General features: G+C 48.9%; 16 protein-coding genes and 1 other annotated feature. Of the genes, 12 read left to right on the top strand and 4 right to left on the bottom strand.

Features of this window, described 5'->3' with window-relative positions; all coding sequences use genetic code 11:
• Nucleotides 1-22: 22 nt before the first annotated feature.
• Complete coding sequence (gene creD / locus A9587_RS08245) at nt 23-1,375, top strand: cell envelope integrity protein CreD (protein WP_000920292.1); 1,353 nt, start codon at nt 23-25, stop codon at nt 1,373-1,375.
• A 58-nt stretch (nt 1,376-1,433) separates the two neighbouring features.
• On the opposite strand, the gene arcA is transcribed toward creD, so the two are convergent.
• A complete protein-coding gene (gene arcA / locus A9587_RS08250; protein WP_001194358.1) occupies nt 1,434-2,150 on the bottom strand; it encodes a two-component system response regulator ArcA in 717 nt (238 codons plus the stop codon).
• A 95-nt stretch (nt 2,151-2,245) separates the two neighbouring features.
• Here arcA and yjjY point away from each other — a divergent pair, with 95 nt between their 5' ends.
• The 7 genes from yjjY (at nt 2,246) to A9587_RS08285 (ending at nt 9,055) form a co-directional block, all read left to right on the top strand.
• Nucleotides 2,246-2,386, top strand: coding sequence for a protein YjjY (gene yjjY, locus A9587_RS08255; protein WP_001303782.1), 141 nt, complete (start codon nt 2,246-2,248; stop codon nt 2,384-2,386).
• Between the two features lie 399 nt (nt 2,387-2,785).
• Complete coding sequence (locus A9587_RS08260) at nt 2,786-3,472, top strand: tRNA/rRNA methyltransferase (protein WP_001517710.1); 687 nt, start codon at nt 2,786-2,788, stop codon at nt 3,470-3,472.
• A 213-nt stretch (nt 3,473-3,685) separates the two neighbouring features.
• On the top strand, nt 3,686-3,751 hold the full coding sequence (thrL, locus tag A9587_RS08265; RefSeq protein ID WP_001386572.1) for a thr operon leader peptide: 66 nt from the start codon (nt 3,686-3,688) through the stop codon (nt 3,749-3,751).
• Nucleotides 3,687-3,806, top strand: a sequence feature (Thr leader region). Its footprint overlaps the gene before it by 65 nt.
• A gap of 25 nt (nt 3,807-3,831) precedes the next feature.
• Nucleotides 3,832-6,294 carry a bifunctional aspartate kinase/homoserine dehydrogenase I gene (gene thrA, locus A9587_RS08270; protein ID WP_010378218.1) on the top strand — a complete coding sequence of 821 codons (2,463 nt, stop codon included), beginning with the start codon at nt 3,832-3,834 and terminating at the stop codon, nt 6,292-6,294.
• Between the two features lies 1 nt (nt 6,295).
• Nucleotides 6,296-7,228, top strand: coding sequence for a homoserine kinase (gene thrB / locus A9587_RS08275; protein ID WP_105263652.1), 933 nt, complete (start codon nt 6,296-6,298; stop codon nt 7,226-7,228).
• The gene (thrC, locus tag A9587_RS08280; protein ID WP_105263653.1) at nt 7,229-8,515 is read left to right on the top strand and encodes a threonine synthase; all 1,287 of its coding nucleotides are present in this window, start codon (nt 7,229-7,231) and stop codon (nt 8,513-8,515) included. It abuts the gene before it with no gap.
• 213 nt (nt 8,516-8,728) lie between these two features.
• A complete protein-coding gene (locus A9587_RS08285; RefSeq protein ID WP_032159450.1) occupies nt 8,729-9,055 on the top strand; it encodes a DUF2502 domain-containing protein in 327 nt (108 codons plus the stop codon).
• A 164-nt stretch (nt 9,056-9,219) separates the two neighbouring features.
• Here the strand turns inward: A9587_RS08285 and yaaA are convergent, their stop codons facing one another.
• Together yaaA and A9587_RS08295 are read right to left on the bottom strand one after the other, a co-directional pair.
• The gene (yaaA, locus tag A9587_RS08290; RefSeq protein ID WP_000906159.1) at nt 9,220-9,996 is read right to left on the bottom strand and encodes a peroxide stress protein YaaA; all 777 of its coding nucleotides are present in this window, start codon (nt 9,994-9,996) and stop codon (nt 9,220-9,222) included.
• A 69-nt stretch (nt 9,997-10,065) separates the two neighbouring features.
• Nucleotides 10,066-11,496, bottom strand: a complete 1,431-nt coding sequence (locus A9587_RS08295; RefSeq protein WP_105263654.1) for an alanine/glycine:cation symporter family protein — start codon at nt 11,494-11,496, stop codon at nt 10,066-10,068.
• 279 nt (nt 11,497-11,775) lie between these two features.
• On the opposite strand from A9587_RS08295, the gene tal reads away from it, so the two are divergent.
• Together tal and mog are read left to right on the top strand one after the other, a co-directional pair.
• On the top strand, nt 11,776-12,729 hold the full coding sequence (gene tal, locus A9587_RS08300; RefSeq protein WP_000130186.1) for a transaldolase: 954 nt from the start codon (nt 11,776-11,778) through the stop codon (nt 12,727-12,729).
• 114 nt (nt 12,730-12,843) lie between these two features.
• Nucleotides 12,844-13,431 (top strand): molybdopterin adenylyltransferase, encoded by a 588-nt coding sequence (mog, locus tag A9587_RS08305; RefSeq protein ID WP_001517716.1) that lies wholly within the window; start codon nt 12,844-12,846, stop codon nt 13,429-13,431.
• A 194-nt stretch (nt 13,432-13,625) separates the two neighbouring features.
• Here the strand turns inward: mog and satP are convergent, their stop codons facing one another.
• Nucleotides 13,626-14,192: an acetate uptake transporter gene (satP, locus tag A9587_RS08310; RefSeq protein ID WP_000528538.1), complete on the bottom strand. Its 567-nt coding sequence runs from the start codon at nt 14,190-14,192 to the stop codon at nt 13,626-13,628.
• A gap of 49 nt (nt 14,193-14,241) precedes the next feature.
• On the opposite strand from satP, the gene A9587_RS08315 reads away from it, so the two are divergent.
• Nucleotides 14,242-15,984: a recombinase family protein gene (locus tag A9587_RS08315; RefSeq protein WP_172955457.1), complete on the top strand. Its 1,743-nt coding sequence runs from the start codon at nt 14,242-14,244 to the stop codon at nt 15,982-15,984.
• A gap of 253 nt (nt 15,985-16,237) precedes the next feature.
• Entirely contained in the window at nt 16,238-16,906 is a 669-nt protein-coding gene (locus A9587_RS08320) for a hypothetical protein (protein WP_140159818.1), read from the top strand.
• The last annotated feature ends 444 nt before the right edge of the window (nt 16,907-17,350 follow it).

Consider the following 17,350-nt stretch of genomic DNA (forward strand, 5'->3'; position numbering starts at 1 on the left):
AGCCATTGCAAAGGAGAAGACTATGTTGAAATCCCCCCTGTTCTGGAAAATGGCCACTTTGTTTGGTGCCGTGTTGCTGCTGTTAATTCCATTAATGTTGATTCGGCAGGTGATTGTCGAACGTGCCGATTACCGTAGTGATGTTGAGGATGCAATTCGTCAAAGCACCAGTGGGTCGCAAAAGTTGGTCGGGCCGCTCATCGCTATCCCTGTAACTGAGCTTTATACGGTGCAGGAAGAAGAAAAAACCGTGGAGCGGAAACGAAGTTTTATCCATTTCTGGTTACCTGAGTCGTTGATGGTTGATGGCAATCAGAACGTGGAAGAACGGAAGATAGGCATTTATACCGGTCAGGTCTGGCACAGTGATTTAACGCTAAAAGCCGATTTTGACGTTTCGCGTCTTAGCGAACTCAACGCGCCCAATATCACCTTAGGCAAGCCGTTTATTGTGATTAGTGTAGGTGATGCGCGTGGCATTGGGGTGGTGAAAGCACCTGAACTTAACGGAACGACGCTGACCATTGAACCCGGAACAGGGTTAGAGCAAGGCGGGCAGGGCGTGCATATTCCTTTAACCGAAGGGAACTGGCTGAAGCAGAACCTGAAGCTGAATATGGCGCTGAATTTAAGCGGAACAAGGAGCCTTTCCGTGGTGCCGACGGGGCGTAATAGCGAATTGACCTTAACCAGTAACTGGCCGCACCCCAGTTTTTTAGGTGATTTTTTGCCCGCAAAACGGGAGGTCAGCGAGACCGGTTTTCAGGCGCAATGGCAAAGTAGTTGGTTTGCCAATAACCTCGGTGAGCGTTTTGCTTCAGGCAATAATACCCGTTGGGACAATTTCCCGGCGTTTAGCGTCGCAGTCACTACGCCAGCCGATCAGTATCAATTAACGGACCGGGCGACCAAATACGCCATTTTGCTCATTGCGCTGACTTTTATGGCCTTCTTTGTTTTTGAAATGCTAACCGCACAACGTTTACACCCAATGCAATATTTGCTGGTGGGGTTGTCATTGGTGATGTTTTATTTACTCTTGCTGGCGTTTTCTGAACATACCGGTTTTACCGTGGCCTGGATAATCGCCAGCCTGATAGGGGCGTTAATGAACGGTGTTTACTTGCAGGCGGTATTAAAAGGTTGGCGCAACAGCATGTTGTTTACCCTGGCTTTGTTGTTGCTGGATGGTGTGATGTGGGGACTGCTGAATTCTGCCGATAGCGCGCTGTTGTTGGGGACGAGTGTGCTGGTGGTGGCGCTGGCAGGTATGATGTTTGTGACTCGCAATATCGACTGGTATGCGTTTTCAATGCCGAAAATGAAAATCAGTAAAGAAGTCACAACGGACGATGAGTTACGTATCTGGAAATAATGTTGGCTAATAAAAACGGCGCTAAAAAGCGCCGTTTTTTTGACGGTGGTAAAGCCGATTAATCTTCCAGATCACCGCAGAAGCGATAACCTTCACCGTGAATGGTGGCGATGATTTCCGGCGTATCCGGCGTAGATTCGAAATGCTTACGAATACGACGGATCGTCACGTCTACAGTACGGTCGTGTGGTTTCAGCTCACGGCCGGTCATTTTCTTCAGCAGTTCAGCACGGGACTGAATTTTGCCAGGGTTTTCACAGAAGTGAAGCATGGCGCGGAACTCGCTGCGCGGCAGTTTGTACTGCTCGCCATCAGGGCCGATCAACGAACGGCTGTTGATGTCCAGTTCCCAACCATTGAACTTGTAGCTTTCAACGCTACGGCGTTCTTCGCTGACAGTACCCAGATTCATGGTACGAGACAGCAGGTTGCGTGCACGGATAGTCAGTTCACGCGGGTTAAACGGTTTGGTGATGTAGTCATCTGCACCGATTTCGAGGCCGAGAATTTTATCGACTTCGTTGTCACGGCCAGTCAGGAACATCAACGCAACATTCGCCTGCTCGCGCAGTTCACGCGCTAACAGAAGACCGTTCTTACCCGGCAGATTGATATCCATGATCACCAGGTTGATGTCATATTCAGAGAGGATCTGATGCATTTCCGCGCCATCTGTCGCTTCGAAAACATCATAGCCTTCCGCTTCGAAAATACTTTTCAACGTGTTGCGTGTTACCAACTCGTCTTCAACGATAAGAATGTGCGGGGTCTGCATGTTTGCTACCTAAATTGCCAACTAAATCGAAACAGGAAGTACAAAAGTCCCTGACCTGCCTGATACATGCTGCAAATTAACATGATCGGCGTAACATGACTAAAGTACGTAATTGCGTTCTTGATGCACTTTCCATCAACGTCAACAACATCATTAGCTTGGTCGTGGGTACTTTCCCTCAGGACCCGACAGTGTCAAAAACGGCTGTCATCCTAACCATTTTAACAGCGACATAACAGGCTAAGACGTGCCGGACACCCAATAAAACTACGCTTCGTTGACATATATCAAGTTCAATTGTAGCACGTTAACAGTTTGATGAAATCATCGTATCCAAATGCTAGCTTTCGTCACATTATTTTAATAATCCAACTAGTTGCATCATACAACTAATAAACGTGGTGAATCCAATTGTCGAGATTTATTTTTTATAAAATTATCCTAAGTAAACAGAAAGATATGTAGCGTTTTTTAACAATTAAACGGTTAGTACAGTCAGGAAATAGTTTAGCTTTTTTTAAGCTAAGTAAAGGGCTTTTTCTGCGACTTGCGTTAATATTTTGTAAATTCTCTCCGCGCAGTAAGTTGACATTCATCACCCTGTTCGCGGTTATTTGGTCAAGAAGAGTAGCAACATGCGTATAACGATTATTCTGGTCGCACCCGCCAGAGCAGAAAATATAGGTGCAGCGGCGCGGGCAATGAAAACAATGGGATTTAGCGAACTGCGCATTGTCGATAGCCAGGCCCATCTGGAGCCCGCCACCCGCTGGGTTGCACATGGCTCCGGTGATGTTATTGATAATATTAAAGTTTTTCCAACACTGGCTGAATCTTTACACGATGTCGACTTTACTGTCGCCACCACTGCGCGTAGCCGGGCGAAATATCATTACTATGCGACGCCGGTGGAACTGGTGCCGTTGTTGGAGGAAAAATCGACGTGGATGAATCATGTGGCGTTGGTATTTGGCCGGGAAGATTCCGGTCTGACAAACGAAGAACTGGCGCTGGCTGATATTCTTACTGGCGTGCCGATGGTGGCAGATTACCCTTCGCTTAATCTGGGGCAGGCGGTGATGGTTTATTGCTATCAATTAGCAACATTAATACAACAACCGACGAAAAGTGACGCAACTGCAGACCAACATCAACTGCGTGCTTTACGCGAACGAGTCATGTCATTGTTAACGACGTTAGCGGTGGCAGATGACACAAAACTGATCGACTGGTTACAACAACGCCTGGGACTTTTAGAGCAACGAGACACCGCAATGTTGCACCGTTTGCTGCATGATATTGAAAAAAATATCACCAAATAAAAAACTGTAGGGAATGTTATCTTTAGGTTTTAATTCTGACTGCAACGGGAAATATGTCTCAGTGTGGATTAAAAAAAGAGCACTTGCCAGCAGCTTATGGACGGGTAGCCTTCCGTGAGTAAATTAAAATTTTATTGACTTAGGTCACTAAATACTTTAACCAATATAGGCATAGCGCACAGACAGATAAAAATTACAGAGTACACAACATCCATGAAACGCATCAGCACCACCATTACCACCACCATCACCATTACCACAGGTAACGGTGCGGGCTGACGCGTACAGGAAACACAGAAAAAAGCCCGCACCTGACAGTGCGGGCTTTTTTTTCGACCAAAGGTAACGAGGTAACAACCATGCGAGTGTTGAAGTTCGGCGGTACATCAGTGGCAAATGCAGAACGTTTTCTGCGGGTTGCCGATATTCTGGAGAGCAATGCCAGGCAGGGGCAGGTGGCTACCGTCCTCTCTGCCCCCGCCAAAATTACCAACCATCTGGTGGCGATGATTGAAAAAACCATTAGCGGCCAGGATGCTTTACCCAATATCAGCGATGCCGAACGTATTTTTGCCGAACTTCTGACTGGACTCGCCGCCGCCCAGCCGGGATTCCCGCTGGCGCAACTGAAAACGTTTGTCGATCAAGAATTTGCCCAAATTAAGCATGTCCTGCACGGTATTAGCCTGCTGGGACAATGTCCGGACAGCATCAACGCTGCGCTGATCTGTCGTGGCGAAAAAATGTCGATCGCTATTATGGCCGGTGTACTGGAAGCGCGCGGTCACAACGTTACCGTTATCGATCCGGTCGAAAAACTGCTGGCAGTCGGTCATTACCTCGAATCTACCGTCGATATTGCCGAATCTACCCGCCGTATTGCTGCAAGCCGCATTCCGGCTGACCACATGGTGCTGATGGCTGGTTTCACCGCCGGTAATGAAAAAGGCGAACTGGTGGTGCTGGGGCGCAATGGTTCCGACTACTCCGCTGCGGTACTGGCTGCTTGTTTACGCGCCGATTGCTGCGAGATCTGGACGGACGTTGACGGTGTTTATACCTGCGACCCGCGTCAGGTGCCCGATGCGAGGTTGTTGAAGTCGATGTCCTATCAGGAAGCGATGGAGCTTTCTTACTTCGGCGCTAAAGTTCTTCATCCTCGCACCATTACCCCTATCGCCCAGTTCCAGATCCCTTGCCTGATTAAAAACACCGGAAACCCACAAGCGCCCGGTACGCTTATTGGCGCCAGCCGTGACGAAGACGAACTACCGGTAAAAGGGATTTCCAATCTGAATAATATGGCGATGTTCAGCGTTTCCGGTCCAGGAATGAAGGGGATGGTTGGCATGGCGGCGCGTGTGTTTGCTGCAATGTCACGTGCCAGAATTTCGGTGGTGCTGATTACCCAATCGTCTTCCGAATACAGTATCAGTTTCTGCGTTCCACAAAGCGACTGTGCACGCGCTGAACGGGCGATGCAGGAAGAGTTCTACCTTGAACTGAAAGAAGGTTTACTGGAGCCGCTGGCGGTCACTGAACGGCTGGCAATAATTTCGGTGGTGGGTGATGGTATGCGCACCTTGCGCGGGATCTCAGCGAAATTCTTTGCCGCGCTGGCTCGCGCCAATATCAATATTGTCGCCATTGCCCAGGGGTCTTCTGAACGCTCAATCTCCGTGGTGGTAAATAACGATGACGCGACGACGGGTGTGCGTGTAACCCACCAGATGCTGTTCAATACCGATCAGGTTATCGAAGTCTTTGTGATTGGCGTCGGTGGCGTTGGCGGTGCGCTGCTGGAGCAACTGAAGCGTCAGCAAAGCTGGCTGAAGAACAAACATATCGACTTACGTGTCTGCGGCGTTGCCAACTCGAAGGCGTTGCTGACCAATGTGCATGGCCTTAACCTGGAAAACTGGCAGGAAGAACTGGCGCAAGCCAAAGAGCCGTTTAATCTCGGGCGTTTAATTCGCCTGGTGAAAGAATATCATCTGTTGAACCCGGTGATTGTCGACTGCACCTCCAGCCAGGCGGTGGCGGATCAATATGCCGACTTCCTGCGTGAAGGTTTCCACGTGGTGACGCCGAATAAAAAGGCCAACACCTCGTCGATGGATTACTACCATCAGTTGCGTTACGCGGCGGAAAAATCACGGCGTAAATTCCTCTACGACACCAATGTCGGTGCGGGATTGCCGGTTATTGAGAACCTACAAAACTTGCTCAGCGCTGGCGATGAATTGATGAAATTCTCCGGCATTCTTTCTGGCTCGCTCTCGTTTATCTTCGGCAAGTTAGATGAAGGTATGAGCTTCTCTGAAGCGACCACGCTGGCGCGGGAAATGGGTTATACCGAACCGGATCCGCGAGATGACCTGTCCGGTATGGATGTGGCGCGTAAGCTGTTGATTCTCGCCCGTGAAACCGGGCGTGAACTGGAACTGGCGGATATTGAAATCGAACCTGTGCTGCCAGCCGGGTTTAACGCTGAGGGTGATGTTGCGGCTTTTATGGCGAACCTGTCACAGCTTGACGATCTCTTTGCCGCACGCGTGGCGAAGGCTCGTGATGAAGGCAAAGTTTTGCGCTATGTTGGCAACATTGATGAAGATGGTGTCTGCCGCGTGAAGATTGCTGAAGTGGATGGTAACGATCCGCTGTTCAAAGTGAAAAACGGCGAAAACGCATTAGCCTTCTATAGCCACTATTATCAGCCGCTGCCGCTGGTTTTGCGCGGTTACGGCGCGGGCAATGATGTTACGGCTGCCGGTGTCTTTGCCGATCTGCTACGCACCCTCTCATGGAAGTTAGGAGTCTGAAATGGTTAAAGTTTATGCTCCGGCTTCCAGTGCCAATATAAGCGTCGGGTTTGATGTGCTCGGCGCGGCGGTAACGCCTGTTGATGGCGAATTGCTTGGGGATGTGGTGACGGTTGAGGCGGCAGAGGCATTCAGTCTCAACAACCTCGGACAGTTTGCCGACAAACTACCGTCAGAACCGCGAGAAAATATCGTTTATCAGTGCTGGGAGCGTTTTTGCCAGGAACTGGGCAAGCAAATTCCAGTGGCGATGACCCTGGAAAAGAATATGCCGATCGGTTCTGGCTTAGGTTCCAGCGCCTGTTCAGTGGTCGCGGCACTGGTCGCGATGAATGAGCACTGTGGCAAGCCGCTCAACGATACCCGCCTGTTGGCCTTGATGGGCGAGCTGGAAGGGCGTATTTCTGGCAGCATTCATTACGACAATGTGGCTCCGTGCTTTCTTGGCGGTATGCAGTTGATGATCGAAGAAAACGGCATCATCAGCCAGCAGGTGCCGGGGTTTGATGAGTGGTTGTGGGTGCTGGCGTATCCGGGGATTAAAGTCTCGACGGCAGAAGCTCGGGCTATTTTACCGGCGCAGTACCGCCGTCAGGATTGCATTGCTCACGGGCGGCATCTGGCGGGCTTCATTCACGCCTGCTATTCCCGTCAGCCTGAGCTTGCCGCGAAGCTGATGAAAGATGTTATCGCTGAACCCTACCGTGAACGTTTACTGCCGGGCTTCAGGCAGGCACGGCAGGCGGTAGCGGAAATCGGCGCAGTAGCGAGCGGTATCTCCGGCTCTGGCCCGACCTTGTTCGCTCTGTGTGACAAGCCGGATACCGCCCAACGCGTTGCTGACTGGTTGGGTAAGAACTACCTGCAAAATCAGGAAGGTTTTGTTCATATTTGCCGGCTGGATACGGCGGGCGCACGAGTACTGGAAAACTAAATGAAACTCTACAATCTGAAAGATCACAACGAACAGGTCAGCTTTGCGCAAGCCGTAACGCAGGGGTTGGGTAAAAATCAGGGGCTATTTTTTCCGCACGATCTACCGGAATTTAGTCTGACCGAAATTGATGAGATGCTGAAGCTGGATTTCGTTACCCGCAGCGCGAAGATCCTCTCAGCGTTTATTGGTGATGAGATCCCGCAGGACGCACTGGAAGAGCGCGTGCGTGCAGCGTTTGCATTCCCGGCTCCGGTTGCCAAAGTTACAAGCGATGTCGGTTGCCTGGAACTGTTCCACGGGCCAACGCTGGCATTTAAAGATTTCGGCGGTCGCTTTATGGCGCAAATGCTGACTCATATTGCGGGCGATAAACCGGTGACTATTCTGACCGCGACCTCCGGCGATACCGGGGCGGCAGTGGCTCACGCGTTCTATGGTTTACCGAATGTAAAAGTGGTTATCCTCTATCCGCGCGGCAAAATCAGCCCACTGCAAGAAAAACTGTTCTGTACATTAGGTGGCAACATTGAAACTGTCGCTATCGACGGCGATTTCGATGCCTGTCAGGCACTGGTGAAGCAGGCGTTTAATGATGAAGAGCTGAAAGTGGCGCTTGGGCTGAACTCAGCTAACTCCATTAATATCAGCCGGTTGCTGGCGCAGATTTGCTACTACTTTGAGGCTGTGGCGCAGTTGCCGCAGGAGGCGCGGAACCAGTTGGTTGTCTCGGTGCCAAGCGGTAACTTCGGTGATTTAACTGCAGGCCTGCTGGCAAAATCTCTCGGTCTGCCGGTGAAGCGTTTTATCGCTGCCACTAACGTTAACGATACAGTGCCGCGTTTCCTGCACGACGGGCAGTGGTCGCCAAAAGCCACCCAGGCGACATTATCCAATGCGATGGATGTTAGCCAGCCGAATAACTGGCCGCGTGTGGAAGAGTTGTTCCGCCGCAAAATTTGGCAATTGAAGGAGTTGGGCTATGCGGCGGTGGATGATGAATCGACCCGGCAGACGATGCGCGAATTAAAAGATCTGGGATATACCTCAGAACCGCATGCTGCCGTGGCTTACCGTGCGCTGCGTGACCAGCTTCACCCAGGCGAATATGGTCTGTTCCTCGGCACCGCGCATCCGGCGAAATTTAAAGAGAGCGTGGAGGTAATTCTTGGTGAAACGCTGGAGCTGCCAAAAGAGCTGGCAGAACGTGCTGATTTACCGCTGCTTTCTCATAATCTGCCCGCTGATTTTGCCGCGCTGCGCAAGCTGATGATGAATCATAAGTAGTATCCATTAATTTCCTGAAAATGGCCGGGCTTGCGTTTATGCAGTTCGGCTTTTTTGTGGAGAAAATATGAGAAAAATCGACAGAAAAAAAGGAGAAATTTTCAATAAATGCGGTAACTTAGCTCTTTTAATTGTAGAGAATGACAACGGGGATTCTTTTACCGTAAGCTCCGGATATCGGCCCATAACTGGCAATGATAAAAGGAGTCACCTGTGAAAAAGATGCAATCTATCCTGCTCGCACTTTCCCTGATTCTGGTCGCTCCTATGGCAGCGCAGGCAGAGGAAATAATGCTAGTACCATCAGTGAAATTACAGATTGGCGATCGCGATCATCGCGGTTACTACTGGGATGGCGGTTACTGGCGTGACCATAACTGGTGGTATAGAAATTACGAATGGCGAGATAATCGCTGGCACCCACACGGATCGCAGCCGCACCATAATTGGTATAATGATCATCGAAATGATCACCGCGGAGATCATCGAAACGATCACGGCGGCGATCATCGTCCAGGTCCGGACAGACACCATCGGTAAACATAACTGCCGGATGACCTCCGGCATTTGAGCCTGATGGCAAACGCAAAATTGCCTGATGCGCTACACTTATCAGGCCTACGTGATCTCTACAATATATTGAATCTGCATGCTTTTGTAGGCCGGATAAGGCGTTTACGCCGTATCCGGCATTTACCGCAAACTTAACGCAGCTCGTAGCGTTTAAACACCAGTTCGCTATTGCTGGAGGTGGCTTCATCAAAGAAGTAACCTTCACGATTAAAGCCAGTCAGTTGTTCTGGTTTGGTCAGGCGATTCTCAATAATAAAACGACTCATCAGGCCGCGCGCTTTCTTAGCGTAGAAACTAATAACCTTAAACTTGCCGTTCTTCTCATCGAGGAACACCGGCTTGATAATCTCAGCATTCAGTTTCTTCGGTTTCACTGATTTAAAATACTCATCTGACGCCAGGTTAATTACTACCTGATCGCCTTGCGCTTCGAGCGCCTCGTTCAGCTTGTTGGTGATCACATCACCCCAGAATTGGTACAGATCTTTGCCCCGGGCGTTCTCAAGACGGATCCCCATTTCCAGACGGTATGGCTGCATTAAATCGAGTGGACGCAGTACGCCATACAAACCGGAAAGCATACGCAGATGCTGCTGGGCAAAAGCGAAATCTTCTTCGCTGAAGGTTTCGGCCTGCAAACCGGTGTAGACATCGCCTTTGAACGCCAGAATCGCCTGCCGGGCATTCTCCGGCGTGAAATCTGGCTGCCAGTCATGAAAGCGAGCGGCGTTGATACCCGCCAGTTTGTCGCTGATATGCATCAGCGTGCTAATCTGCGGGGGTGTCAGCTTCCGCGCTTCGTGAATAAGCTGCTGTGAGTGATCTAACAGCTCCGGCAACGTATAGCGCGTGGTAGCCAACGGGCTTTGATAATCAAGCGTTTTCGCAGGTGAAATCAGAATCAGCATATCCAGTCCTTGCAGGAAATTTACAGCGACTGTAGCAAAAAATGCGGATGAATTGATCGATAGTTGTGATTAGTCCTGCGAAACATCATCCCACGTATCAGGTGCGAGTTGCTGGCCGATGTCCGGGTAGCGCAGCGGATCAAACATCGGGCGTATGCCGAGTTTACGCTGGCGCAGATAATCACTGGCAATGGTATGCACTACCGGAGAGAGCAGCAAAATAGCGGTCAGATTAGTGATCGCCATACACGCCATAATAATATCAGCCAGTTGCCACATCATGGGGAGGCTAAGTAGCGTGCCACCAATCACGGTGGCAAAGATGCAGATACGCAGACACCAGATCGCTTTAGTGTTGTTCATACGTAAAAAGAAAAGGTTATTTTCCGCATAAATGTAATTGGCGACGATAGAGCTGAAGGCAAACAGAATCACCACTATTGTGACAAACTCTGCCCCCCAGGAACCCATTAGTGCTCGCATCGCTTTCTGGAGAAGCTGAATACCCTCCAGCGGTATATAGGTTGTACCGTTTCCGGCCAGCAATATTAGCATGGCGCTTGCCGTGCAGATGACCAGGGTGTCGATAAAAATGCCGATCATCTGAACAATACCTTGTGCTGCCGGATGCGGCGGCCAGGATGCTGCCGCCGCCGCTGCATTTGGTGTCGACCCCATTCCCGCCTCATTAGAAAACATACTGCGCTGAAAGCCGTTCGTAACTGCCTGGCTCAGGGTGTAACCCGCGGTGCCGCCTGCCGCTTCCTGCCAGCCAAAGGCGCTGTCAAAAATAGACCAAATGATGTGAGGAAGTTGCTCGATATTCATCGCACAAATGATCAGACTGGCGAGTACCCAAATTAATGCCATTACAGGGACAAACCATTGCATCAGTCGGGCGACACCATAAATACCGTGGGTTATCGCCAACAGGGCAAAGACAGCGAGTATGATGCCAGTTACTAATGGTGGAACATCAAACGCAAAATGCATCGCGCGGGCGACGGCGTTTGCCTGAACACCGCTGAAAATCAATCCGTAGGCGATGAGCAAAAAGATAGCGAATAGCACGCCCATCCAGCGCATCCCCAATCCACGCGCCATATACCATGCCGGACCACCGCGAAACTGCCCATTAGCGTCACGTTCTTTATAAAGTTGGGCAAGGGAACATTCGGCAAAAGAGGTCGCCATGCCGATAAACGCGGCAATCCACATCCAGAAGATGGCACCGGGTCCACCGGCAGTAATGGCCAGCGCAACACCGGCGAGGTTACCGCTGCCGACGCGCGCGGCAAGACTGGTACACAGTGACTGAAAAGACGTTAAGCCCCCCGGTTGTGGATGAACGCTATTTTTGAGACTTTTGCCAAACTGGCGAATGTAGCGAAACTGAACGAATCTGGTGCGAAAAGTGAACCAGCAACCTGCGCCGAAGAGCAGGTAGATCATCACTGATCCCCATAGAACACTGTTAATAAAAGAGAAAAAGTCAGGCATTCGTATCCCTCTTGTCGCCGGCACGCGGTTACATTCCTGTGTAAACGTTACCAATTGATTAAGAATTATATACGATGTGCATTGGTAGATAACGCTTGTGTAGCATACTTGAGTTTTTGCTTAAAAATGGCGAGCGATATCAACGCAGTGTCAGAAAACCTAAACAGTCTCGCCTGGCGATAACCCTCTCGTCTGCGGTTGCGCTGTCGTTGCGTCGTGATATCATCAGGGCAGACCGGTTACATCCCCCTAACAAGCTGTTTAAAGAGAAATACTATCATGACGGACAAATTGACCTCCCTTCGTCAGTACACCACTGTAGTGGCCGACACTGGGGACATCGCGGCAATGAAGCTGTATCAACCGCAGGATGCCACAACCAACCCTTCTCTCATTCTTAACGCAGCGCAGATTCCGGAATACCGCAAGTTGATTGATGATGCTGTCGCATGGGCGAAACAGCAGAGCAACGATCGCGCACAGCAAATCGTGGACGCGACTGACAAACTGGCAGTAAACATTGGTCTGGAAATCCTGAAACTGGTTCCTGGCCGTATCTCAACTGAAGTTGATGCGCGTCTTTCCTATGACACCGAAGCGTCAATTGCAAAAGCAAAACGTCTGATCAAGCTCTACAACGATGCGGGTATCAGCAACGATCGTATTCTGATCAAACTGGCGTCTACCTGGCAGGGTATCCGTGCTGCTGAACAGCTAGAAAAAGAAGGTATCAACTGTAACCTGACTCTGCTGTTTTCCTTCGCCCAGGCGCGTGCTTGTGCAGAAGCTGGCGTATTCCTGATCTCTCCGTTTGTTGGCCGTATTCTTGACTGGTACAAAGCCAATACCGACAAGAAAGAGTACGCTCCGGCAGAAGATCCTGGCGTGGTTTCTGTATCGGAAATCTACCAGTACTACAAAGAGCATGGTTATGAAACCGTGGTTATGGGCGCAAGCTTCCGTAACATCGGTGAAATTCTGGAACTGGCAGGTTGCGACCGTCTGACCATTGCTCCGGCACTGCTGAAAGAACTGGCAGAGAGCGAAGGGGCTATTGAACGTAAACTGTCCTACACTGGCGAAGTGAAAGCGCGTCCGGCACGTATCACTGAGTCCGAGTTCCTGTGGCAGCACAACCAGGATCCAATGGCTGTAGATAAACTGGCGGAAGGTATCCGTAAGTTTGCTGTTGACCAGGAAAAACTGGAAAAAATGATCGGCGCTCTGCTGTAATCATTCTTAGCGTGGCCGGGAAGTCGGTCACGCTACCTCTTCTGAAGCCTGTCTGTCACTCCCTTCGCAGTGTATCATTCTGTTTAACGAGACTGTTTAAACGGAAAAATCTTGATGAATACTTTACGTATCGGCTTAGTTTCCATTTCTGATCGCGCGTCCAGCGGCGTTTATCAGGATAAAGGCATTCCTGCACTGGAAGAGTGGCTGGCATCGGCGCTGACGACGCCATTTGAGCTGGAAACCCGTTTAATCCCTGATGAGCAGGCGATCATTGAGCAAACCTTGTGTGAGCTGGTGGACGAAATGAGTTGCCATCTGGTGCTGACAACCGGCGGTACTGGCCCCGCGCGCCGTGACGTGACACCCGATGCAACGTTGGCAGTAGCCGATCGCGAGATGCCGGGTTTTGGCGAACAGATGCGCCAGATTAGCCTGCATTTTGTTCCAACCGCGATCCTTTCGCGGCAGGTGGGCGTGATTCGTAAACAGGCATTGATTCTTAATTTGCCTGGTCAGCCGAAGTCCATCAAAGAGACGCTGGAAGGCGTGAAGGATGGCGAGGGCAATGTCGTGGTGCACGGTATTTTTGCCAGTGTGCCGTACTGCATTCAGTTGCTGGAAGGACCATACGTTGAAACGGCACCTGAAGTGGTAGCGGCATTCAGACCGAAGAGTGCAAGACGTGAAGTTAGCGAATAAAAAAATCCCCCCAGGCGGGGGGATCAGACTGATGACAAACGCAAAACTGCCTGATGCGCTACGCTTATCAGGCCTACGATCTTCCTGCAATATATTGAATTTGCATGATTATATAGGCCGGATAAGGCGTTCACGCCGCATCCGGCATGAATAAAGCGCACGCTGATATCCCCCGTGCGGGGGATATCAAGCAATTAGTGGGATTCACCAATTGGCAGAACGGTGCGACCAAACTGCTCGTTCAGCACTTCACCCATTGCCAGGTAGATCGCGCTGGCACCGCAGATCAGACCTATCCAGCCCGCGAAGTGGATGATCGCAGCGTTACCGGCAATGTTACCGATAGCCAGTAGGGCAAACAGCACGGTCAGGCTGAAGAAAACGAATTGCAGAACGCGTGCACCTTTTAGCGTGCCGAAGAACATAAACAGCGTAAACACGCCCCACAGCCCCAGATAAACACCGAGGAACTGCGCATTCGGCGCGTCGGTCAGACCCAGTTTCGGCATCAGCAGAATCGCAACCAGCGTCAGCCAAAAAGAGCCGTAAGAAGTGAAGGCAGTTAAGCCGAAAGTGTTGCCTTTTTTATACTCCAGCAGACCGGCAAAAATTTGCGCGATACCGCCGTAGAAGATGCCCATGGCGAGAATAATACCGTCCAGAGCGAAATAACCCACGTTGTGCAGGTTAAGCAGAATGGTGGTCATGCCGAAGCCCATCAGGCCCAGCGGTGCCGGGTTAGCCAACTTAGTGTTGCCCAAGTTTGAAAAGATGATATTCTCAGAATGTCTATTATTCAAAGTGTTAGCCATGAAAAAACTTTATTCCTATATACGTTGGTCTACTGACAAACAAACAGGGAATACATCCCTGGAGCGTCAGACTGAAAAAGCGAAACAATACGCTGCAATTCATGGTTTGGAGTATGTCCAGATCCTTGATGCAGGCGTCTCTGCGTTTCGGGGTAAGAATACTACACAAGGTGCGTTTTCTGGATTTATTAACGCTGTTAAAGCTGGGGTTATTTCATCTGATTCATGGCTGTATGTTGAGAATCTCGACCGCCTAACAAGACAGGACGTCATGACGGCTCTGAATCTATTCACTAGCTTGTTAAAGTTGGGGCTGACAATCGTTACTGGTATGGATGGGAAAATTTATACAGAGGAGAGTATTAGTAACAACGTTAACGATTTAATTATGTCTCTTTTCTTGTTCAGCCGAGCAAATGAAGAGTCACTGACTAAGCAAAAACGTGCTTATGAAACCACATTGAAGCTGATTGAGCGACATAAATCGGGGCTACCTACGAACATAAAAAGTGCTGGCTCAACTCCTTTCTGGATTGATGCAACAGGGCCAAATACTGAAGCAGTAAAGCCACATCCAATATACTTTAAGGCCGCAAAAGAGGCTGTGAGATTGTTGCTTTCGGGGTGGGGTAACTATCGGGTAGCAAATTACCTCAATGAAAATAGCGACATTTACCCGCCGCCGCCGGGTAAAAAGACACGAAATAAAAATAGAGAAGCTCGTTGGACTGTACCGAATATCAAAAAAATGCGGTTAAATCGGGCACTGATGGGGGAAAAAGTCTTAACATTGAACAATGTTACTTATCATCTGGAGGATTATTTTCCGCCTGTCTGTACGCCCGCTGAATTTGCACGGCTTCAAGATGTTGCTTGCAACAACAAAATGCCACAAGGTTGTAAGAAAAAAGTTATAACACTGCTTTCTGGTATGGGGATTTTACGTTGTGGTCACTGTGGCGGTGCGATGACTTCATTCAGTAAGCAAGGAAAAATTCGCTACCTGTGTGAGTCGGGTAAGAAAAGAATGTCTTCCTGTAAAGCTTGGAGTGTTTCAGGCGAGTTGGTCGAACGTTGTTTGTTATACCCACTTATCAGTGGATATATGTCGTTAGTAATAGAAGATCAGAATGCGGGAGAGTCGCTTGCAGATCAGATTGATTCGAAACGTAGCGAATTGGAGCTTGTCGAATCCCAGATTGGAAATCTGACAACAGCAATTACAATGGGAGGGAATCTGGAGTCTTTGGTCACCCAGCTTCAGGAACTGGAGTCGCGTAAACGTGGGCTACTGTTGGAACTGGACAAATTGAGTCAACGTGAGCTTTTACAAGGTTCTCGTGAGCAACAAATTGAAAAAATAGTAGATACTGTAGAGATGCTCACCCCGCAATTGCTTGAGGATACAACGCACCCAAATCGATTGAATATTCGTGAAGTTGTGCGAGCAGTGATCAGTAGTGTGACAATCAGTAAAGCGAAAGATAAGACGTTGACTCTTAGATATGAGATTTATGATAGGCAACGCTACCTTTTCGAGGGGCAAATCAAAACTGACAATAATGGTAATAAGCTTTGCGGATATGCAATGTATGTTGAAACTCCGGTTTTCTCAGATAAAGTTCCACCAGAAGTGATAAAGAAGTATCATGACTCAGGTAAATTGTTAGTACAAAAAATAGATGAAATGTTAATTGGTTTTCCTCGAATAAATCCATCATGCTTCGTTAGTAAGCAGTAGATGCTTGGTAGGGGCGGCGTCCCCTATAGAGTCCCATCACGGCGCTAAATAGTTGCTATTGCATTTTATTTCTTAAGTGATATAGTGAACTTAGGCGCCAGCCTAAGTTTTGGACAGCTTAAAAAGGCAGTAGTCATTCTTTCTTAAACCTTATTCATAGTGTCAGATCTGGCAAATGGTTGAAGGTAACAAAATGTCCAATGCCAAACCTTAAATGATTGCCAAAAGATCTGATGTGTTGGAGTGGTTTATCATGAATGATGCAATCAAAGCAATTTGCTACAACATTTCCATTAATACATCCTTAAAACGCTCTCATACCCGCGAAGTCATTGCTGCTCTCTTAGGTTATGCCAGCTATGCGGCAATGCTTGAAGAAGACAAGAATCCACCTCGTAAATATAGCCTTGCGGATGCAGAATACATCGTTCTAAATATGCCCTTAGGTATGGAAAGAGCGAAAAAGTTCGGTGTGTCTGATGATAACTTTGGTGTCTTTATCTCAGAGTTAAAGGCCGGCTTGTCTGTGAAAGTATCTGAATCAGTGGATGATTTTTATGATGATCATATTCGGGAAATTCTTGAAGAGGCGATATATCAAGATGCAGCAGAATCCGGGGAAATGGCTGAAAGTAATGCTTATTTTCCTGATTATCCCGACATGGATTATGATCTTGTAACTAGCGGTGATCTTTGGAAGTCGGTTGAAGAATGGTCAATTTCTGATACGGGAACACTTTCAGGCGAGTATGAGCTCGAAGAAGAACAGATGTACAACGGGCATCAGCTTAACGTTCAATGTAAGTTAACGTTTATGAAAGCAGGGCGTGCAGGGCTAGTTTTATTGGATGACATAACAGAGTGCTCTACGTCACGCGATTATTCATGGTTGGACGATGAACCATTGGATATTGATGATTAACACCCTTTAAAGAATCCAGCCAATCGGCTTTATTCGTTGGCTGGTTGCTTTTTGTAGTCATCAATAGTGAAAGTTTTCACACTGGAACAGTGTTTGCTTTTGGTCACATAGTTAATAAGTAAACGCTGTTCTCATATCTACAGAACTTCTTACCGTTCTCCGTTTCGATCAGCCAAATTCTGAGTGGGACGTAATCCGCGAAAAGTTTCACAAGAATTTCGGTCGCCATCTCGTTAAAACGGTTTTTGCCTTGGGCTATTTCTATGTTGCATCCTGTTGTTCACTGTCGGAACAGGGTTACTCAGTTATGGCATAAGGCACCAGCAAATGGTTATCTTCTACCAAGGACACGAGTTTACAAGTTGCGACTGAATAGTTATACATCCTGCATTGCCGTTAAACGGCAACAACAAACCACAAAACATTAACTTTCCCCCTCTCTGA

It is taken from the genome of Escherichia sp. MOD1-EC6162 (assembly GCF_002965125.1).
Taxonomy (GTDB): Bacteria; Pseudomonadota; Gammaproteobacteria; order Enterobacterales; family Enterobacteriaceae; genus Escherichia; species Escherichia marmotae.